This window comes from Vagococcus sp. WN89Y, assembly GCF_052220145.1.
Classification (GTDB): Bacteria; Pseudomonadota; Gammaproteobacteria; order Enterobacterales; family Enterobacteriaceae; genus Kosakonia.
Window position 1 is genome coordinate 70,878 of the sequence record NZ_JBQPOM010000029.1, and the last position, 19,729, is coordinate 90,606.

Annotated in this window: 17 protein-coding genes; 8 read left to right on the plus strand and 9 right to left on the minus strand. The window is 54.5% G+C overall.

Features of this window, described 5'->3' with window-relative positions; genetic code table 11:
• Positions 1 to 13 precede the first annotated feature (13 nt).
• Positions 14 to 1,489, plus strand: coding sequence for a ribosome biogenesis GTPase Der (der, locus tag ACTU3N_RS11370; protein ID WP_443086242.1), 1,476 nt, complete (start codon positions 14 to 16; stop codon positions 1,487 to 1,489).
• An 80-nt stretch (positions 1,490 to 1,569) separates the two neighbouring features.
• On the plus strand, positions 1,570 to 1,785 hold the full coding sequence (locus ACTU3N_RS11375; protein ID WP_443086243.1) for a zinc ribbon domain-containing protein: 216 nt from the start codon (positions 1,570 to 1,572) through the stop codon (positions 1,783 to 1,785).
• Here ACTU3N_RS11375 and ACTU3N_RS11380 read toward each other — a convergent pair.
• From ACTU3N_RS11380 to xseA, 3 genes are all read right to left on the minus strand, one after another.
• Entirely contained in the window at positions 1,782 to 2,126 is a 345-nt protein-coding gene (locus tag ACTU3N_RS11380) for a protealysin inhibitor emfourin (RefSeq protein WP_443086244.1), read from the minus strand. The two genes, ACTU3N_RS11375 and ACTU3N_RS11380, sit on opposite strands and share 4 nt — an antisense overlap.
• Positions 2,123 to 3,151, minus strand: a complete 1,029-nt coding sequence (locus ACTU3N_RS11385) for a M4 family metallopeptidase (RefSeq protein ID WP_443086245.1) — start codon at positions 3,149 to 3,151, stop codon at positions 2,123 to 2,125. The genes ACTU3N_RS11380 and ACTU3N_RS11385 overlap by 4 nt, the downstream gene beginning before the upstream one ends.
• A gap of 67 nt (positions 3,152 to 3,218) precedes the next feature.
• Positions 3,219 to 4,592 carry an exodeoxyribonuclease VII large subunit gene (gene xseA / locus ACTU3N_RS11390; RefSeq protein ID WP_443086246.1) on the minus strand — a complete coding sequence of 458 codons (1,374 nt, stop codon included), beginning with the start codon at positions 4,590 to 4,592 and terminating at the stop codon, positions 3,219 to 3,221.
• A gap of 157 nt (positions 4,593 to 4,749) precedes the next feature.
• On the opposite strand from xseA, the gene guaB reads away from it, so the two are divergent.
• Positions 4,750 to 6,216 carry an IMP dehydrogenase gene (gene guaB, locus ACTU3N_RS11395; protein WP_443086247.1) on the plus strand — a complete coding sequence of 489 codons (1,467 nt, stop codon included), beginning with the start codon at positions 4,750 to 4,752 and terminating at the stop codon, positions 6,214 to 6,216.
• A 70-nt stretch (positions 6,217 to 6,286) separates the two neighbouring features.
• Positions 6,287 to 7,864 carry a glutamine-hydrolyzing GMP synthase gene (guaA, locus tag ACTU3N_RS11400; RefSeq protein ID WP_443086248.1) on the plus strand — a complete coding sequence of 526 codons (1,578 nt, stop codon included), beginning with the start codon at positions 6,287 to 6,289 and terminating at the stop codon, positions 7,862 to 7,864.
• A gap of 204 nt (positions 7,865 to 8,068) precedes the next feature.
• Here the strand turns inward: guaA and ACTU3N_RS11405 are convergent, their stop codons facing one another.
• On the minus strand, positions 8,069 to 8,242 hold the full coding sequence (locus ACTU3N_RS11405) for a YfgG family protein (protein WP_443086249.1): 174 nt from the start codon (positions 8,240 to 8,242) through the stop codon (positions 8,069 to 8,071).
• A gap of 368 nt (positions 8,243 to 8,610) precedes the next feature.
• On the opposite strand from ACTU3N_RS11405, the gene ACTU3N_RS11410 reads away from it, so the two are divergent.
• Entirely contained in the window at positions 8,611 to 10,812 is a 2,202-nt protein-coding gene (locus tag ACTU3N_RS11410) for an EAL domain-containing protein (protein ID WP_443086250.1), read from the plus strand.
• 9 nt (positions 10,813 to 10,821) lie between these two features.
• Here the strand turns inward: ACTU3N_RS11410 and ppx are convergent, their stop codons facing one another.
• The 4 genes from ppx to purM form a co-directional block, all read right to left on the minus strand.
• Positions 10,822 to 12,366, minus strand: a complete 1,545-nt coding sequence (ppx, locus tag ACTU3N_RS11415) for an exopolyphosphatase (protein WP_443086251.1) — start codon at positions 12,364 to 12,366, stop codon at positions 10,822 to 10,824.
• Between the two features lie 3 nt (positions 12,367 to 12,369).
• A complete protein-coding gene (gene ppk1 / locus ACTU3N_RS11420) occupies positions 12,370 to 14,430 on the minus strand; it encodes a polyphosphate kinase 1 (RefSeq protein WP_443086252.1) in 2,061 nt (686 codons plus the stop codon).
• 194 nt (positions 14,431 to 14,624) lie between these two features.
• The gene (gene purN / locus ACTU3N_RS11425; protein ID WP_443086253.1) at positions 14,625 to 15,266 is read right to left on the minus strand and encodes a phosphoribosylglycinamide formyltransferase; all 642 of its coding nucleotides are present in this window, start codon (positions 15,264 to 15,266) and stop codon (positions 14,625 to 14,627) included.
• Entirely contained in the window at positions 15,263 to 16,300 is a 1,038-nt protein-coding gene (gene purM, locus ACTU3N_RS11430) for a phosphoribosylformylglycinamidine cyclo-ligase (RefSeq protein WP_443086254.1), read from the minus strand. The genes purN and purM overlap by 4 nt, the downstream gene beginning before the upstream one ends.
• Positions 16,301 to 16,532: 232 nt before the next feature.
• On the opposite strand from purM, the gene upp reads away from it, so the two are divergent.
• The 3 genes from upp (at position 16,533) to ACTU3N_RS11445 (ending at position 19,337) form a co-directional block, all read left to right on the plus strand.
• Complete coding sequence (gene upp, locus ACTU3N_RS11435) at positions 16,533 to 17,159, plus strand: uracil phosphoribosyltransferase (protein WP_443086255.1); 627 nt, start codon at positions 16,533 to 16,535, stop codon at positions 17,157 to 17,159.
• 90 nt (positions 17,160 to 17,249) lie between these two features.
• The gene (gene uraA, locus ACTU3N_RS11440; RefSeq protein WP_443086256.1) at positions 17,250 to 18,539 is read left to right on the plus strand and encodes a uracil permease; all 1,290 of its coding nucleotides are present in this window, start codon (positions 17,250 to 17,252) and stop codon (positions 18,537 to 18,539) included.
• A 96-nt stretch (positions 18,540 to 18,635) separates the two neighbouring features.
• Complete coding sequence (locus ACTU3N_RS11445; RefSeq protein WP_443086404.1) at positions 18,636 to 19,337, plus strand: DnaA inactivator Hda; 702 nt, start codon at positions 18,636 to 18,638, stop codon at positions 19,335 to 19,337.
• A gap of 30 nt (positions 19,338 to 19,367) precedes the next feature.
• Here the strand turns inward: ACTU3N_RS11445 and arsC are convergent, their stop codons facing one another.
• The gene (gene arsC / locus ACTU3N_RS11450) at positions 19,368 to 19,724 is read right to left on the minus strand and encodes an arsenate reductase (glutaredoxin) (RefSeq protein ID WP_443086257.1); all 357 of its coding nucleotides are present in this window, start codon (positions 19,722 to 19,724) and stop codon (positions 19,368 to 19,370) included.
• Between the last annotated feature and the right edge of the window lie 5 nt (positions 19,725 to 19,729).

A 19,729-nucleotide genomic window follows, 5' to 3' on the forward strand; every position in this document is an offset into this window, starting at 1 on the left:
TGAGGCTTTAAACATGGTACCTGTGGTCGCGCTTGTCGGGCGCCCTAACGTTGGAAAATCCACGCTGTTTAACCGTTTAACACGCACCCGGGATGCGCTGGTGGCGGATTTCCCGGGGCTGACTCGTGACCGTAAGTACGGTCGTGCTGAAGTGGAAGGCCGTGAGTTTATCTGCATCGATACCGGCGGTATCGACGGCACCGAAGATGGTGTCGAAACGCGTATGGCGGAGCAGTCGCTGCTGGCGATTGAAGAAGCTGACGTTGTGCTGTTTATGGTGGATGCGCGCGCGGGCCTGATGCCTGCCGACTCGGCTATTGCAAAGCATCTGCGTTCGCGTGAAAAACCCACGTTTTTGGTGGCGAATAAAACCGACGGTCTCGATCCGGATCAGGCGGCGGCAGACTTCTATGCGCTGGGGCTGGGGGAAATCTACCCGATTGCGGCGTCCCACGGGCGCGGCGTAACCAGCCTGCTCGAACATGTGCTGATGCCGTGGATGGACGAGGTGAACCCGCCGGAAGAAGTGGATGAAGAGGCGGAGTACTGGGCGCAATTCGAAGCCAAAGAAAATGGCGCAGAAGAGGCGCCGCAGGAAGAGTTCAACCCGCAGGACTTGCCCATCAAGCTTGCTATCGTCGGGCGTCCGAACGTAGGTAAGTCCACACTCACTAACCGTATCCTCGGCGAAGATCGCGTGGTGGTGTATGACATGCCTGGCACCACGCGTGACAGTATTTACATCCCGATGCAGCGTGATGAGCGTGAGTATGTGCTTATTGATACCGCTGGCGTGCGTAAGCGCGGCAAAATCACGGATGTCGTCGAGAAATTCTCGGTGATTAAAACGCTGCAAGCGATTGAAGATGCGAACGTTGTGCTGCTGGTCATTGATGCACGCGAAGGGATTTCCGATCAGGACCTTTCGCTGCTCGGGTTTATTCTTAACAGCGGGCGCTCGCTGGTGATTGTCGTCAACAAGTGGGATGGCCTGAGCCAGGAAGTGAAAGAGCAGGTGAAAGAGACGCTGGACTATCGTCTGGGCTTTATCGATTTCGCCCGCGTGCACTTTATCTCTGCGCTGCATGGCAGCGGCGTTGGCAATCTGTTTGAGTCGGTGCGCGAAGCCTATGACAGCTCCACCCGCCGCGTCAGCACTGCACTATTGACGCGCATTATGAATATGGCCGCAGAAGATCATCAGCCGCCGCTGGTGCGTGGTCGCCGCGTGAAGCTGAAATACGCGCACGCCGGGGGCTATAATCCACCGATTGTGGTGATCCACGGCAACCAGGTCAAAGATCTGCCGGACTCTTATAAACGTTACCTGATGAATTACTTCCGTAAATCACTGGATGTGATGGGTACGCCTATCCGTATTCAGTTCAAGGAAGGGGACAACCCGTTTGCGGAGAAACGCAACACGCTGACGCCGAACCAGATGCGTAAACGTAAGCGTTTGATTAAGCACATCAAGAAAGGTAAGTAACCATTCACTTAACCCGCCGGCCTGGCGGGTTTTTTGCTATTGTCGTGTATGCTTAACTCGTTAACCATCAGGAGGGAGTTATGGATCTGACCTGCCCGACATGCCACGAACCGCTGACACTGAACGGTGACCAGGGTCACTGCGCACACTGCGGTAAAGATATCGCTTTGCAGGCATTGTGCCCGGAGTGCCACCAACCCTTAGAGGTGCTGAAAGCTTGCGGCGCGGTGGACTTTTTTTGCCAGCACGGCCACGGGCTTATCTCTAAAAAGCGCGTCGAATTTGTCCTGCCTTAAGGTTTGCAAATACAGGCCTGGCCATCTCGCCAGAGTTCGACCAGCGACTCTGGCGCTTTGTTCTCCGGTATCAGCAGTTGTAAATCCGTTTGCGGCGTGGTCCAGATAATCTGTAAACGATAGAAGCGCTGATCGCCGCGACCGGGTGAATCCGCCTGGCCTGGCGGCTGGCTGAGTGGCAACGTCTGGCGCAAAATAGCATCAAGGCGCTGGCGCTGATCGTTGCTAAGCTGCGCTATCACGATACGCCGCGTGCCGCTGAGCCTGGGGATATACGCCAGCCCGCCTTCGCGAGCCAGTTCGATAACCGTATCGTCGGTCAATTCGGGTTCGTTCATCATAATACTCCGACGTCTTTCCACGCCTGCTCGATGGCGTTCGCCACGCGATTACCGGAACGTTTCCCTCCGTGTTGGATAGTCAGGCGCGCGAAGCTGGCGAAATCCGCATCCTGGGCCAGCGATTTATCACAAACAGTATCGTACCAGGCATACCCGGTTTCCTCCCAGGCAAAGCCGCCGACGGCGGTTGCTGCAAGGTAAAACGCGCGGTTCGGAATGCCGGAGTTTAAATGCACGCCGCCGTTATCTTCGCGCGTTTTAATAAAGTCCTTCATATGCGCAGGCTGTGGGTCTTTACCCAGCAGCGGATCATCATACGCGCTCCCGGGTTCAGACATAGAGCGCAGCCCGCGACCGTTAATCCCTTGCGCCAGTAGTCCTGCACCAATCAGCCAGTCAGCCTGATCCGCTGTTTGTTGCTGCTGATACTGCTTCACCAGCGAGCCAAAAACGTCTGATAACGATTCATTTAGCGCCCCGGCTTCTGAAAAATAGATAAGCCCGGTTTCTGTTTCCGTGACGCCATGACTTAATTCATGCGCCACCACTTCAATGGCGATGGTGAAGCGATTAAAAATTTCGCCATCGCCGTCGCCAAAGACCATTTGCTGACCATTCCAGAAGGCGTTTTGGTACTCTTCGCCGTAATGCACCGTGCCGCTCAGTATTAACCCCTGGTTATCAATCGAGTTACGCTGCCACGTTTGCCAGAAAAAGTCGTGGGTAATGCCGAGATAATCATACGCTTCATCCACGGTGACGTCGCCATTTGACGGCTGGCCTTCATAACGCACCTGCTCGCCGGGCAAGGTTTCCCGGTGCTGTGCATCGTAGACATCGCGTACCAGCTCACCGGCTGAGGTGGCCAGCGGGGCGGAAATGGTTTCGGGCTTGTGATGCGCCATCAGCGTTTGCACATGGCTTAAGGTCTGGCGCGCGCAGCGCTGCTGCGTCTCAGAACCGTGGTCAATAATACGACGTAAGATATACGGAGGAATAACACTGTGCGGGCGACGTGACGGCATATGGATCTCCTTGATATCAGGAATATCAAAAAAGTATAGGCTCGTCCCGACCGGACAATAGTACAAATTACTGCTTTTTACGCGCGCGCGTTTTTTTTGCTGCGGTGATATTGATAACCTCGCTCTCTACCCAGCCGTCATTCAGGCGCGTGGTGAGCGTATCGCCGGTTTTTATCTGCGTGGTCTTTTTCAGAACTTCGCCAGCCGGAGAGGTTGTCACGCTATAGCCACGCGCCAGGGTTGCCAGCGGGCTGACGGCCTCCAGATGCGTGATGGCTGTTCCAAAGCGTTCGCGCGTGTTGCCCAGTTGCTCGCGGATCTTTTGCGCCAGACGATACTCCAGCTGTTGCACTCGGGTTTGCGCCCGGTAAATACGCGGCTGCGGGTTTTGCTGATTCAGGCGCTGCATCAGGTGTTGCTGGCGCACGGAAGACCGCTTTAGCTGGTTATCCAGCGCACCCTGCAAACGCTGACGCAGCCGTTCCAGCACCGTTTGTTGACGCGCCAGGCGTAACTGCGGGTGCTGCTGTTGCAGCCGATGATTTAGCAGCGAGAAGTGGCGATTGCGCCCGGCGAGGAAATAATCCATCGCCATCTCAAGACGCTGCTGCATGGTTTGCACCTGGCGCAGCAGTTCGAGCTGATTACGGCTGACAATCTCAGCAGCGGCAGAAGGCGTCGGCGCGCGTAAGTCGGCGACAAAATCGGCGATGGTGACGTCCGTTTCATGGCCGACCGCGCTGACGACAGGAATTTGGCTTGCAAAAATGGCGCGCGCCACGCGCTCATCGTTAAAGCTCCATAAATCTTCCAGCGAACCGCCGCCGCGCCCGACAATCAGCACATCGCATTCCTGGCGACTATTTGCCAGCGCAATCGCGCGCACGATTTGGCCCGGCGCATCGTCTCCCTGGACGGCGGTGGGGTAAACCACGACCGGCAGCGAAGGGTCGCGGCGTTTCAACACATGCAGGATGTCGTGCAGCGCGGCCCCGGTTTTGGAGGTGATAACGCCGACACAGTGCGCGGGGGAGGGAAGCGCTTGCTTAAATTGCTGGTCAAAAAGACCTTCGGCAGCGAGTTTCGTCTTCAGCTGCTCATATTTTTGCTGCAACAACCCTTCACCCGCCGGTTGCATGCTTTCAACAATTATCTGGTAATCCCCGCGTGGCTCATACAGGGTGATATTGGCGCGAACCAGCACTTGCTGGCCGTGCTGCGGGCGGAAAGCCACTCGACGGTTGCTGTTGCGAAACATCGCGCAGCGTACCTGCGCCGTGTCATCTTTTAAGGTGAAGTACCAGTGACCGGAGGAGGGCTGCGTGAAGTTGGAGATTTCCCCGCTTATCCACACTTGCCCCATTTCACGCTCCAGCAGTAAACGAACCGACTGGTTAAGGCGGCTGACCGTATAAATGGAAGGGGATTGCGTCGTCGACATGTGAGCCAGATCAAATTTTAAATCAGCAGGTTATTCCATCGATAGTAACCCGCACAGAGATGATATCAAGTAATTTGACAAAAAATTGTGGATGCAATCGGTTACGCTCTGTATAATGCCACGGCAATATTTAACCACCCAGGTCAGAGATATTGCCATGCTACGTATCGCTAAAGAAGCCCTGACGTTTGACGACGTCCTCCTCGTTCCCGCTCATTCTACCGTTCTGCCGAATACTGCCGACCTCAGCACGCAGCTTACGAAAACCATTCGTCTGAACATCCCTATGCTCTCTGCCGCAATGGATACCGTGACTGAAGCGCGCCTGGCAATTGCCCTGGCACAGGAAGGCGGCATTGGCTTTATTCACAAAAACATGCCTATCGACAGGCAGGCCGAAGAAGTTCGCCGCGTGAAAAAACACGAATCCGGCGTGGTAAAAGACCCGCAAACGGTACTGCCGACCACAACCCTGCGTGAAGTGAAAGAGCTGACCGAACGTAACGGTTTCGCCGGTTATCCGGTGGTCACGGCAGACAACGAGCTGGTGGGCATTATCACGGGGCGCGATGTGCGTTTTGTGACCGATCTGAGCCAGCCGGTGAGCGTCTATATGACGCCGAAAGAGCGCCTGGTTACCGTGCGCGAAGGCGAATCCCGCGAAGTCGTGTTTGCGAAAATGCACGAAAAACGCGTCGAAAAAGCGCTGGTGGTTGATGACCAGTTCCACCTGCTTGGCATGATAACGGTTAAAGATTTCAAAAAAGCCGAGCGTAAACCCAACGCCTGTAAAGATGAGCAGGGCCAGCTTCGCGTGGGTGCCGCTGTTGGCGCGGGCGCGGGCAATGAAGAGCGCATCGATGCGCTGGTTGCCGCCGGTGTGGATGTGCTGCTGATTGACTCTTCACATGGTCACTCTGAAGGCGTGTTGCAGCGTATTCGTGAAACGCGTGCTAAGTACCCGGATCTGCAAATTATTGGTGGTAATGTGGCGACTGCCGCAGGCGCGCGTGCGCTGGCAGACGCGGGCGTTAGCGCCGTGAAGGTTGGCATTGGCCCGGGTTCCATTTGTACCACCCGTATTGTGACTGGCGTCGGTGTGCCGCAAATCACCGCGGTATCTGATGCGGTAGAAGCACTCGAAGGCACCGGCATCCCGGTTATCGCTGATGGCGGGATTCGTTTCTCCGGCGATATCGCCAAAGCTATCGCGGCTGGCGCAAGCGCGGTGATGGTCGGCTCGATGCTTGCGGGTACAGAAGAGTCTCCGGGGGAAATTGAACTCTTCCAGGGGCGCTCTTATAAATCCTATCGCGGCATGGGGTCGCTGGGTGCCATGTCCAAAGGCTCCTCCGATCGTTACTTCCAGAGCGATAACGCCGCCGACAAACTGGTGCCGGAAGGTATCGAAGGCCGCGTGGCTTATAAAGGCCGCCTGAAAGAGATCATTCACCAGCAGATGGGCGGCCTGCGCTCCTGTATGGGGCTGACCGGCTGTGCTACTATCGACGAGCTGCGCACGAAAGCGGAATTCGTGCGTATCAGCGGTGCAGGCATTCAGGAAAGCCACGTCCACGACGTGACCATCACCAAAGAATCACCGAACTACCGTATGGGTTCTTAATGTTTTTCCGCCCGGTGCTATGCCGGGCGCTGACTCTTATCTATAGCCACTTGCCTCGGAATTAGCGTCAATGACGGACAATATTCATAAACATCGTATTCTTATCCTCGACTTTGGCTCTCAGTACACTCAACTTGTTGCACGTCGCGTGCGTGAGCTGGGCGTGTATTGCGAGCTGTGGGCGTGGGATGTGACTGAAGCGCAGATCCGCGACTTCAATCCTAACGGCATCATTCTCTCTGGCGGCCCGGAAAGCACCACGGAAGAGAACAGCCCGCGCGCGCCGCAGTACGTGTTTGAAGCCGGCGTGCCGGTGTTAGGCGTTTGCTATGGTATGCAGACCATGGCGATGCAGCTTGGCGGCCATGTTGAAGCGTCTAACGAACGTGAGTTTGGTTATGCTCAGGTTGAAGTGCAGACGGAGAGCGCATTTATCCGCGGCATCGAAGATTCTCTGACTGCAGACGGCAAAGTGCTGCTGGATGTGTGGATGAGCCACGGTGATAAAGTCACGGCTATCCCGCCAGACTTTGTGACCGTTGCCAGCACAGAATCCTGCCCGTTTGCCATTATGGCGAATGAAGAAAAACGTTTTTACGGCGTGCAGTTCCACCCGGAAGTGACGCACACCCGCCAGGGCCTGCGTATGCTTGAGCGTTTCGTGCGCGATATCTGCCAGTGCGAAGCATTGTGGACTCCGGCGAAAATTATCGATGACGCTGTTGAGCGCATTCGCCAGCAGGTGGGCAACGATAAAGTGATCCTGGGGCTTTCGGGCGGCGTGGATTCTTCCGTCACCGCAATGCTGCTGCATCGTGCGATTGGCAGCAATCTGACCTGTGTGTTTGTTGATAACGGTCTGCTGCGTCTGAATGAAGCCGAACAGGTGCTGGATATGTTTGGCGACCATTTCGGTCTGAACATTGTCCATGTTCCGGCCGAAGAGCGCTTCCTCAGCGCGCTGGCGGGCGAGAACGATCCGGAAGCAAAACGTAAAATCATCGGTCGCGTGTTCGTTGAAGTGTTCGATGAAGAAGCGCTGAAGCTTAAAGACGTGAAATGGCTGGCGCAGGGCACAATTTACCCGGACGTTATCGAGTCTGCGGCATCCGCTACCGGTAAAGCACACGTTATCAAGTCTCACCATAACGTAGGCGGCCTGCCAAAAGAGATGAAGATGGGGCTGGTTGAACCGCTGAAAGAGCTGTTCAAAGATGAAGTCCGGAAAATTGGTCTCGAGCTGGGCCTGCCGTATGACATGCTCTACCGCCACCCGTTCCCGGGGCCAGGTCTTGGCGTGCGTGTGCTCGGTGAAGTGAAAAAAGAGTACTGCGATTTGCTGCGCAGCGCCGATGCTATCTTTATCGAAGAGCTGCGCAAAGCCGATCTCTACAACAAAGTGAGCCAGGCCTTCACCGTATTCCTGCCGGTACGTTCCGTCGGTGTGATGGGCGATGGCCGTAAGTACGATTGGGTCGTTTCCCTGCGTGCCGTTGAAACCATCGACTTTATGACCGCTCACTGGGCGCATCTGCCGTACGATTTCCTCGGCCGCGTATCCAACCGTATTATCAATGAAGTGAATGGTATTTCGCGCGTGGTGTATGACATCAGCGGGAAGCCGCCAGCAACCATTGAGTGGGAATGATTTTTAGCTAATCATTCTTTGAATTAATACATCAACCCTCTGTCCTGGCAGGGGGTTTTTTTATATCTGCTTATAATTCTTTTTATATGGCGGGCAGGCGTCAGGTGCCATGCAATACTGGATTTTCATAGAGATTTTCAGTGTCTGACAGGGCGCAGACGTGCGCAGTCCCACGATGGTCATCGTGTACAAAAAAGCAGGGTCTTAGCGTTGTACGGTAGGGTCGCCGGGCTGATTGATTTGTTGCAGCTGGACTTTTTCCTGATGATGGTACCAGGCGCCAACAGAGGAATAGACAAAACGGCCAAAGAAAAAGAGGAAGCTGATAAGAAGTACGATACGGGTCATGCGACTGTCAAATCGCTGTCGTTTTCGCATACTGGTTGCCTGACTCACAAAGGGTTCCTTCAAAAATACCCGACGGGCGGGCGACAGGCACATTAAGGCACAGTCTACGGTTCAGGTCAATTGATGTTGAGCAATTTTTGCCTGTTTAATTTATCATCAATTTTTATATCAAATATATTAAATATTTACATGTGAAATGAATAAGCCGCCCCATTGAGAAAAACCGCACGGTCGGGCGTTATTCATCGTTTGTTTTTGATTTACATCAATTATTCCTTGTTCGCTGACACTACACTTTTAAGCTGTTCACGTAACAGCACTTACCTCAAGCTGCATAGCGGCAGAATATTTTCCCCTTACGAAAATCTGCCAGATCAAGGTGTCTTTGTCGGGCGTTTATGACCTTTATAAAAAAAATCACCTGTCTGAAGGATAAATGGTGGGCACTTCCCCTTCTTCTGCCTGGTGCACTGCTTCCTTTAATTAGTATTGCTAATGTTTTCGCCACTGTTTCCGGGCAAGACATTATTCTTTTTTATCTGTCGCAGGCATTACTGAGCAGTTTGCTGATGTTTTTCGGCATGGCGGCATTGCCGGGCATCATACTTGCCTTAGCCTGGCACGCGCGGCATCTCTCCCTGGCTGAACAGCTTGTCCAAAATTTGCAGATGTTGATCCCGGTACTGGCAGGCTGGTGCGGCTACCGGATTTTTGTCACGCGCCGCTATCGGGTCGCCTATGGCGCTCTGTCGTTAGTTATCCAAAGGTTTTACTGGCAGGTTTTATGCCCCGCCACGCTCTGGCTGATGATGAGTGAACTGGGCGCCTGGCTGAACCGCGAAGCCGGCGCGCTAGCGTTGAGTATTCCGATGCTGATAACCTGGCAGGCGCTGCTGGTTGGATCGCTCACCGGTATCCCTTTTTGCTACTTGCTGATCCGCATTATCCACCATCCTCGTTATCTGCTCTCCTGGCTCTCGCAAATGCGCCGGGAGTTTGAACCCAGAGCCAGCAAGCAAGAACTGATGATGTGGATAGCCATTGTCGTCGGTATTGTCATGGTATTACTGATGCCGCAGAGTAATACCAGCGCGCTTTTCAACACCAACTACACGCTGTCGTTACTGTTGCCGATCATGCTGTGGGGCTCGCTGCGCTATGGTTTTCGCTTTATGTCGCTGATTCTGGCGCCCATGCTCGGTTTTTTCGTGCACGACTTCTCTTCGCGCTCAGGGATTCCGGGCAACGAGATCCATTTAGTGGTTTTCTCTTCCAGCTATCTGGTGTTCTCATTTATTGTCCTCAGCATGGCGGTGGTAGCAACACGCCAGCGCCGGGTGCATGAGCGCGCAAGGCGCCTCGCTTTTATCGATCCCATAACACATATGCCCAATTTGCGCGCATTGAGCCGGGCACTGACACAGACGCCCTGGTCAGTGCTCTGTTTTTTACGCGTACCGGAGCTGGAGCTGTTAGGGCGCAATTACGGTGTACTGCTGCGTATTCAGTATAAGCAGCGCATGGCCGACTGGCTGAAGCCTCTCCTCGCGCCGCACGAGTGCATCTACCAGCTTTCCGGCCATGACCTGGTGATTCGCCTCAACACCCCAATGCATCAGGTACGTATTGATGAGCTGGATGCCCGAATCAAACAGTTTCGCTTTGTCTGGAATGAAATGCCGCTCCAGCCGCAGGTTGGCCTGAGCTACTGCTACGTGCGTTCGCCGGTCAAGCATCTCTATCTGTTATTGGGGGAGATGAGCACCATCGCTGATTTGTCCCTTGCCAGCAATCACCCGGAAAATCTGCTAAACCGGGGCGCTGAGAACCTGCAACGCAGCCTGAAAAATAAAGTTGAAATGATGAACCAGCTGCACGTTGCGCTGGAGAAGGGTCATTTTACGCTGATGGCGCAGCGAATTAGCGGCGTCCGTGGCGATGCTTATTATGAAATCCTGCTGCGCATGAAGGGGGAGCAGGGGCAGGAAATCAGCCCCGGGGAGTTTTTACCGGTGGCGTGCGAGTTTGGTCTGTCGACCCGTATCGATTTGTGGGTGGTCGAACACGTCCTGAGTTTTATGGCGCGACATCGCCTGCAAATACCGGCGCAGCGTTTTTCCATTAACCTCTCTCCGGCTTCGCTTTGCCGCACCCAGTTTTCACAGGATGTGTGGCGTCTTTTGCAGAAATATTCCATTGAAGGCTGGCAGTTAATTTTTGAAATCACCGAAAACCATTCGCTCAATCACGTCCAGCGGGTTCATCAGACGCTGGAAAGCCTGCAACGTATGGGCTGTCGCGTGGCAATTGATGATTTTGGCACCGGCTATGCCAGCTATACGCGGCTGAAAACGGTCAATGCAGATATGCTAAAAATCGATGGCAGCTTTATCCGCAATATTGTTTCGAATAGCCTCGATTACCAAATCGTGGCATCGATTTGCCATCTGGCGAGAATGAAGAAAATGCTGGTGGTCGCCGGGCATGTCGATAGCGAAGAGATACGCAGCGCCGTCAAAGCGCTGGGTATCGATTATTTTCAGGGCGCGCTGATTGGTCAGCCTGCTCCGCTGGAAACGCTGGTGGAGCAGGCGGGGTGAACGGGCGGCTCAGGCCGCCACAACGTCCGGGGAAAGCTCTTCTTCGATTTTCAGACGCCAGCCGGTCACGGCTTCCCAGTACTCCTGCTCTTTTTCCAGATCCAGCAACACCAGCGCGTTCTGGCTGAACCAGTCGTGAGGGAAACAGAGCGTCCAGTGGTTGGCATCGGTTCTCAGGCGCAGCGACGGCGGTGTGGTTGTCGCCTGGCGCTGGTTATTGAGCAGCACGCCGAGGCGCAGCAACTGGATCAGCGGCAAATAGTGTTTCTTTTTGAACAGGGTGAAACGCGGCAGTTCATCAAGCTTGATCCCTTTGCGGTGAAAGCGAACCAGCGTTGCCATCATCAGTTGCTGCTCCTGGTTAAAGCCGGGCAGATCGCTGTTTTGCAGGATGTAGGCCGAGTGGCGATGCATGCCGCTGTGATTAATGTTCAGGCCGACTTCGTGCAGCATGGCTGCCCACTTCAGTAACGCCGCCAGCTGAGGATTAGCCAGTTTAGCGTTTTGCGCCTGCCACTGATCGTACATTTGCGTGGTGGTTTCCAGCACGCGGCGCGCCTGGTCACGGTCAATATTGTACTGATTCGCCAGGCTTTGCGCGGTGCGGCTGCGAATATCCTGATGGCGAAAGCGACCCTCCATTTCATACAGCACGCCTTCACGCAGCGCGCCATCGGAAAGACGTAATTCACGGATGGCCAGCGCATCGAATACGCCGCACAGAATAGCCAGCCCCGGCACAAACACGGTTTTGCGCTCATCGGAAAGCCCTGGCAGAGCCAGTTCGCTGAAATTTTTATACTTCAGCACTTCTGCAACCAGCTTATCCAGCCGTTCCGGGGTGATAAAACCGTCTTTCTCGCCCATCGCCAGCAGCACTTCATGCGCGGCTTTAATGGTGCCGGAGGCGCCCATCGCCACGTTCCAGCCCTGGATCCTGAACTGCCAGGTCAGCGTTTCCAGCTTCTGCATGGCCGCTATTCGCGCACGGCGGAAGTTCTCGGCATTGATAGTTCCGGCAGGAAAGAAGAGTTGCGCAAAGCTTACGCAGCCCATACGGCGGCTTTCAACCAGTTTCGGCTCAAAATCCTCCCCGATAACCAGTTCGGTTGAACCACCGCCGATATCAATCACCAGCTTGCGGCCCTTTTCCGGCTGGGTATGTTCCACACCCATGAAAATTAACCGCGCTTCTTCATTGCCCGGAATGATTTCGATAGGGTAGGGGATAACTTTTTCCGCGCGTTTGAGAAACTCCGTTGCGTTCTGCGCCTGGCGCAACGTGTGGGTACCCACAATACATACGCTTGAGGGAGAAAAACCCTGTAAGCGTTCTGCAAAAAGCGACAGGCAGTTCAGCCCGCGCTCCATCGCCTCTTCGCTCAGCATATTATTGCTGTCCAGGCCATCAGCCAGGTGAACGCGCTGTTTCAGGCGGCCGATGATTTGCATCGCACCATCTACCACACGCGCGATCACCATATGGAAACTGTTTGAACCCAGGTCGACCGCGGCAAACTCTTCCGGGCGGGGCGTCTTTTCAAGTATCGGCATAGATTATTCGGGCTGTTCGAGAGATTTCAGATAATCGTAAATCGCCAGCTGTGCACGCACTTTGCGGCGATTTCCGCGCGGTACATAACGATTACTCAGTTCTTTATCGATGTACCGTGCTTTTACGGTATCACTGAACAGTAGCTCAATGATATCCAGAACACGCTGTTTAAGCCGTGGATCGAGAATTGGCGCCGCCACTTCTATACGGTAATCGATATTACGCGTCATCCAGTCGGCGGAAGAAAGATACACTTGCTTGTCGCCGCCGTTCTCAAAAATATAGATGCGATCGTGCTCAAGATAACGATCAACGATACTAATTACGCGAATATTTTCGCTGATGCCCTCAAGCTGCGGGATCAACGAACACATGCCGCGCACCAGCAAATTCACCGGAACCCCTGAGCTGGAGGCGGTATAGAGGCGATCGACCAGCCCTTTATCGACCAGGTTATTCAGCTTCAGGGTGATACCGGACGGCAGGCCATTTTGCGCGTTGGCAATCTCGGTATCTATCATGTCATACAGCAGGCGGCGAGAATTCTGCGGCGACACCAGCAAATAGTCAAAGTTTACCGGGCGGTAAGGGTTCTCAATAAAGTTAAACACTCGCCGCACTTCGTTGGTGATGCGCGCATCGGCGGTTAACAGCGAGTAATCAGTGTATATACGCGCCGTTTTTTCGTTAAAGTTCCCGGTGCCGATATGCGCATAGCGCACCACTTCTTCCCCTTCCATACGGGAGATCAGAAACAGCTTGGCGTGAATTTTTAAACCCGGTGCCGAGAAGATAACCTGCACACCGGCTTCCGTCAGGCGTTTCGCCCAGTGGATATTCGCCTCTTCATCAAAGCGCGCCTGTAATTCCACCACCACGGTGACCTTTTTACCGTTGTGCGCGGCGTGGATCATTGAATCAATAATGCGCGAGTCTTTGGCGACGCGGTAAATATTGATTTTGATAGCCAGCACGCTTGGGTCGAACGATGCCTGGCGTAGCAGCTCAAGAACATGCTCAAACGTATGGTACGGATAGTAGAGCAGCACATCGCGCTCGCGGATGGCGTCAAAGCCGTTGCGGAATTTATCAAACCACAGATGGCGCAGGCGCGGCAGCGGTTTGTTCACCAGGTTCGCTTTGCCAACATTCGGAAAGCCGATAAAGTCTTTGAAGTTATGATAGCGCCCGCCGGGGATAATCGAGTCATAACGGGAGATAGTCAGCTTCTTGCTCAGCATCTCCACCATGGCATCCGGCATATCGCGCTGATAAACAAAGCGTACCGGCTCGGCGGTCAGGCGCTGTTTCAGGCTCGATGACATCAGCTCCATCAGGCTTGATTCCATCTCATGCACCAAATCATATTCGGCGTCACGGGTCATCTTCATCGAGTAGGCGTTCAGCGCGTCGTAATCGAAAAAGCCGCTGAAGATATCATCCAGGCAGTAGCGCAGGATATTGTCCAGCAGGATCATTGGCTTACGGCGACGCGGTGTTTCCGGCGGCAGGTTAACGAAGCGCGGCACTTTATCCGACGGGATCTCCAGCAGGGCGTAGCGAATATTATCCCCGCGAATAATTTCGACCGCCAGATAGGTGTAATCATCCTTCAGGAAGCGCACCAGGTTGGTTTCGCGGGTGATGAGCGTTGGCGTAATGTGCTGGCGCAGATGCTGCTTAAAGTAATTACGCAGCCAGCTTTGCTGGTTTTGCGACAGCTGGCGTTCGTTAATCAGGAAAATTTGGTTACGTGCCATCTCCAGCAGCAGATCGTTATACAGGCTATCGAACTCCTGATCGGCTTTCAGTACGCGGGACTGAATTTTACCCAGTAAATGGCGGGAGTTGGTCGCAACACCTTGTTCTTCGCTGATGATCAGTCGCCGTTTCAGTTCAGCAAAGCGAACCTTATAGAATTCATCGAGGTTATTAGAATAGATCCCCAGAAAACGCATCCTTTCGATCAGCGGGTTGGTTTTATCCGCCGCTTCCTGAAGAACGCGTTCGTTAAAGCATAACCAGCTTAATTCTTTTTCGAGATATAACTTTTCCTGACCCATTCCTGTTTACACTCCGGTTCGTACGCGGGACATGGCAGTTCCTTCGTAACACACAACTTATTATGGCGAGCTTTGCCCTCAGATGTCCAACTGTGGCAAAAAAGTATGACAGTAATCCGTTTATTGTTCTTAAGAGGCGGAATTGCAAGGGAAGAGTACATAAAACCTGCCGCAAGCGGCAGGGAGAGGGGATGTTATTCGTCAGCTGCGTAACCCTGCGCCGGCAGGCAGACGCCATCAAGCCAGGCGTGGTTATCGACCATTTTCAGGCGACCATTAACAAACCAGTTGATGACCAGCGGGTAAATCGCATGCTCCTGCGACTGCACTCGCTCGATAATGTCCTGCTCCGTATCACCGGCAAACACCGGGACTCTGGCCTGCAAAATCACCGGGCCGCCATCCAGTTCATCGGTCACAAAGTGAACGGAGGTGCCGTGCTCCTGGTCGCCGTTTTCCAGCGCCTGGCGATGGGTATGCAGGCCGGGATATTTAGGCAGCAGGGAGGGGTGAATATTCAGCAGCCGCCCGCTGTAATGCGCAACAAACGCCGGACTAAGGATGCGCATATAACCGGCCAGCACCACCACATCGGGAGCGTAAGCATCGATTTCCTGCATCAGCTGGCGGTCGAACGCTTCGCGGCTGGCGAACTGCGACGCCTCCAGCGCATGCGCCGCAATAGCGGCGTCCCGCGCACGCTCAAGGCCGAACGCATCGGCCTTGTTACTGAATACTGCCCGCAGGGTGCCGTTGATTTTTTTCTGTTCGCAGGCATCGATAATCGCCTGCAAATTGCTGCCGTTGCCGGAAATCAGCACCACGATGTTTTTCATTCAATGACCACGCGCTCGGCGGAATCAGACGCTTTAATCATCCCAATTTTCCACGCCTTTTCACCGCTGGCGGTCAGCCGTGCGATTGCATCATCTGCCGCAGCACCAGGCAGTGCGATAACCATGCCGACGCCGCAGTTAAAGGTGCGGTACATTTCGTGGCGGCTCACATTCCCGGCGCTTTGCAGCCAGTCAAAGACCGCAGGCCACTGCCATGAAGACTCATCAATCACCGCCTGGGTGTTATCCGGCAATACGCGCGGAATGTTTTCCCAGAAACCGCCGCCCGTCAGGTGAGCGATGGCGTGAACATCCGTATGCGCAATCAAATCCAGCACGGATTTCACATAAATACGCGTTGGTGCCAGCAGGTGATCGGCAAGGGATTTGCCTTCGAGCTGGGTCGTTTGCGGGTCGCAGCCGCTCACTTCAATCACTTTACGCACCAACGAGTAACCATTGGAGTGCGGCCCGCTGGACGCCAGCGCCACCAGCACGTCGCCGTCAGCCACTTTAGAACCGTCGATGATTTCTGACTTTTCCACCACGCCCACGCAGAAACCGGCCACGTCATAATCGTCACCGTGATACATGCCCGGCATCTCGGCGGTTTCACCGCCAACCAGCGCACAGCCGGATTGCAGGCAGCCTTCAGCGATACCGTGAATGACGCTGGCGGCGGTGTCCACATCCAGCTTGCCGGTGGCGTAGTAGTCGAGGAAAAACAGCGGCTCAGCGCCTTGTACCACCAGGTCGTTGACGCACATCGCGACCAGATCGATACCGATCGTGTCGTGACGTTTCAGATCCATCGCCAGGCGCAGTTTTGTACCTACGCCGTCAGTGCCGGAAACCAGTACCGGTTCGCGATATTTTTGCGGCAGCGCGCACAGCGCGCCGAAGCCGCCCAGACCGCCCATCACTTCCGGACGGCGGGTTTTCTTCACCACGCCTTTGATTCGGTCAACCAGTGCATTGCCCGCGTCAATATCAACACCGGCATCTTTGTAGCTAAGAGAGGTTTTATCGGTCACTGCTTGGGTCCCCACGCGTTTGCTAGCGGTAGAAATAAAATTCGGCGCAATTCTAACAGTCAAAGCAAACGTTTGCGAGTGCATTATTCCCGGCCGCAGCGGAAAGTTACGATATACTCTTTTCCAGTCTGATTGATCGCGATCAAGCGGCTTTCGCTAGCAGAACGGAAAAAAAGCGGTATAATCCGGCGATTTTTTTGTGGTTGCCACCTGACTGGGGAAGGAGAAGAGTATGAAGATCGTGGAAGTAAAACACCCACTCGTCAAACACAAGCTGGGACTGATGCGCGAGCACGACATCAGCACCAAACGCTTTCGTGAACTCGCCTCGGAAGTAGGTAGTCTGCTGACATACGAAGCGACGGCCGACCTCGAAACGGAAACCGTCACTATCGAAGGCTGGAACGGCCCGGTGCAGGTTGAGCAGATCAAAGGTAAAAAAATTACCGTGGTGCCGATTTTGCGCGCAGGTCTGGGCATGATGGAAGGCGTGCTGGAACATGTGCCGAGCGCGCGCATCAGCGTCGTCGGCGTTTACCGCGACGAAAAAACGCTGGAGCCGGTACCGTACTTCCAGAAACTGGTTTCCAATATCGATGAGCGTATGGCGCTGGTGGTTGACCCGATGCTGGCAACCGGTGGTTCGATGATTGCCACTATCGATCTGCTGAAAAAAGCAGGCTGCCACAGCATCAAGGTGCTGGTGCTGGTTGCTGCCCCGGAAGGTCTGGCGGCGCTGGAGAAAGCGCACCCGGACGTCGAGCTTTACACCGCCTCAATCGATCAAGGGCTTAATGAGCACGGGTACATTATTCCCGGCCTCGGCGATGCCGGCGACAAAATTTTTGGTACTAAGTAACGCATAACAAATCGGAAGCCGACTTTGATAGTCGGCTTTTTTTTGGCAAATAAAACACTCAATAATTATTAACACGCAGAGGAAAATAATATGACGCGCCGTGCTATCGGGGTAAGTGAAAGACCGCCGCTTTTGCAAACCATCCCGCTTAGTTTACAGCACCTGTTCGCCATGTTTGGCGCAACCGTGCTGGTGCCTATCCTGTTTCATATAAACCCGGCCACTGTGCTTTTGTTTAATGGTATCGGGACGCTGCTTTATCTTTTTATCTGTAAAGGTAAAATCCCCGCCTATCTTGGCTCCAGTTTCGCGTTTATTTCCCCGGTTTTGCTGCTGTTGCCGCTCGGTTATGAAGTGGCGCTTGGCGGCTTTATTATGTGCGGCGTGCTGTTCTGCCTGGTCTCGTTTATTGTGAAGAAAGCGGGAACCGGCTGGCTGGACGTGATGTTTCCGCCTGCGGCGATGGGCGCAATCGTTGCCGTTATCGGTCTGGAACTGGCGGGCGTGGCGGCGAATATGGCCGGTTTGCTGCCGCCGGAGGGGCAGGCGCCGGATTCGACGACCATTATTATCTCGCTGGTGACGCTGGGTGTGACCGTTTTCGGTTCGGTACTGTTCCGCGGTTTTCTTGCCATCATCCCTATTTTAATCGGCGTGCTGGCAGGTTATGCGCTCTCCTTTGCGATGGGTGTTGTGGACACGACACCGATTGCCGAAGCGCACTGGTTCGCGCTGCCGACCTTTTACACCCCGCGTTTTGAATGGTTCGCCATTTTCACCATTCTGCCAGCGGCGCTGGTGGTCATCGCAGAGCACGTCGGGCACCTGGTGGTGACGGCGAATATCGTTAAAAAAGATTTGATCCGCGACCCTGGTCTTCACCGCTCGATGTTTGCCAACGGTTTCTCGACCATTATTTCGGGCTTCTTTGGCTCCACGCCAAACACCACCTACGGCGAAAACATTGGCGTGATGGCGATTACGCGTGTTTACAGCACCTGGGTTATCGGCGGGGCGGCGATTATCGCAATTCTGCTTTCCTGCGTGGGCAAACTCGCGGCGGCTATCCAGATAATACCGGTGCCGGTCATGGGCGGCGTCTCCCTGCTGCTGTACGGGGTGATTGGCGCGTCGGGTATTCGTGTGCTGATTGAATCGAAGGTGGATTACAGCAAAGCGCAAAACCTGATCCTGACATCGGTGATTTTGATTATCGGCGTGAGCGGCGCGAAAGTGCACATTGGCGCGGCAGAGCTGAAAGGTATGGCGCTGGCGACCATCGTCGGTATCGGTCTGAGCCTGATTTTCAAACTGATAAGCGTGCTGCGCCCGGAAGAAGTGGTGCTGGACGCGCAGAATAGCGACGGTAAAGCGCAGTAACGGCGCATTGTTGAACCGGGTGTAGCGCCCGGTTCAAACCGTGCAATATTTTATGGTAAACTGGCTGCGTTTTTTGTAAGCCTTGTTGAGGTACCTCTGAACACGCCGGCACAGCTCTCCCTGCCATTATATTTACCTGACGACGAAACGTTCGCGAGTTTCTGGCCGGGTGATAACCCTTCTTTACTGGCGGCGCTGCAAAACGTCTTGCGCCAGGCACATAGCGGATACATCTATTTCTGGTCGCGCGAAGGCGCTGGCCGCAGCCATTTGCTGCACGCCGCCTGTGCTGAGTTGTCCCAGCGTGGTGAAGCCGTGGGCTACGTGCCGCTGGATAAACGCACCTGGTTTGTGCCGGAAGTGCTCGACGGTATGGAGCAGCTTTCGCTGGTCTGCATTGATAATATTGAGTGCATCGCCGGAGACGCGCTATGGGAGATGGCGATTTTCAATCTCTACAACCGTATCCTGGAGTCGGGTAAAACCCGGCTGCTTATCACCGGCGACAGGCCGCCGCGCCAGTTGAACCTTGGCTTACCCGATCTCGCCTCGCGTCTCGACTGGGGGCAAATCTATAAGTTGCAGCCGCTCTCTGATGAAGACAAGTTGCAGGCGTTACAGCTGCGCGCGCGTTTGCGCGGTTTTGAACTGCCGGAAGACGTGGGGCGCTTTTTGCTAAAACGGCTGGATCGCGAGATGCGCACGCTGTTTGACACGCTCGATCAGCTCGATCGGGCGTCGATTACCGCCCAGCGAAAACTGACCATTCCTTTCGTTAAAGAGATCCTCAAGCTCTGACCCCTTGCCGCCAGGCGAGGGGTTTTGCCATCACAAAATCTCCAGTACCTGCTCCGGCGGGCGACCGATACGCGCCTGGCCGTTGGCCACCACAATCGGGCGCTCGATAAGCTTCGGGTTTTCCACCAGCGCCTGCACCAGCTGCTCTTCCGTCAGGTCACTGTTGGCAAGATTAAGCGTGCTATACAGCTCCTCTTTGCGGCGCATCAGCTCGCGCGCGCTCGACATACCCAGCATTGCGAGCAGCTCGCGCAGGGTAGCGGCATCCGGCGGCGTCTCCAGGTAGAGCACCACCTGTGGCTCCACGCCCTGGGTTTTCAGCAGGTTTAAGGTTTCGCGGCTCTTTGAGCAGCGAGGATTGTGGTAAATTTTCACCGCGTCAGACATCTTTT

Coding starts and splice junctions, on each gene's coding strand:
- der (WP_443086242.1), top strand. CDS start 14: ATGGTACCTGTGGTCGCGCTTGTCGGGCGCCCTAACGTTGGAAAATCC.
- ACTU3N_RS11375 (WP_443086243.1), top strand. CDS start 1,570: ATGGATCTGACCTGCCCGACATGCCACGAACCGCTGACACTGAACGGT.
- ACTU3N_RS11380 (WP_443086244.1), bottom strand. CDS start 2,126: ATGATGAACGAACCCGAATTGACCGACGATACGGTTATCGAACTGGCT.
- ACTU3N_RS11385 (WP_443086245.1), bottom strand. CDS start 3,151: ATGCCGTCACGTCGCCCGCACAGTGTTATTCCTCCGTATATCTTACGT.
- xseA (WP_443086246.1), bottom strand. CDS start 4,592: ATGTCGACGACGCAATCCCCTTCCATTTATACGGTCAGCCGCCTTAAC.
- guaB (WP_443086247.1), top strand. CDS start 4,750: ATGCTACGTATCGCTAAAGAAGCCCTGACGTTTGACGACGTCCTCCTC.
- guaA (WP_443086248.1), top strand. CDS start 6,287: ATGACGGACAATATTCATAAACATCGTATTCTTATCCTCGACTTTGGC.
- ACTU3N_RS11405 (WP_443086249.1), bottom strand. CDS start 8,242: ATGCGAAAACGACAGCGATTTGACAGTCGCATGACCCGTATCGTACTT.
- ACTU3N_RS11410 (WP_443086250.1), top strand. CDS start 8,611: ATGACCTTTATAAAAAAAATCACCTGTCTGAAGGATAAATGGTGGGCA.
- ppx (WP_443086251.1), bottom strand. CDS start 12,366: ATGCCGATACTTGAAAAGACGCCCCGCCCGGAAGAGTTTGCCGCGGTC.
- ppk1 (WP_443086252.1), bottom strand. CDS start 14,430: ATGGGTCAGGAAAAGTTATATCTCGAAAAAGAATTAAGCTGGTTATGC.
- purN (WP_443086253.1), bottom strand. CDS start 15,266: ATGAAAAACATCGTGGTGCTGATTTCCGGCAACGGCAGCAATTTGCAG.
- upp (WP_443086255.1), top strand. CDS start 16,533: ATGAAGATCGTGGAAGTAAAACACCCACTCGTCAAACACAAGCTGGGA.
- uraA (WP_443086256.1), top strand. CDS start 17,250: ATGACGCGCCGTGCTATCGGGGTAAGTGAAAGACCGCCGCTTTTGCAA.
- arsC (WP_443086257.1), bottom strand. CDS start 19,724: ATGTCTGACGCGGTGAAAATTTACCACAATCCTCGCTGCTCAAAGAGC.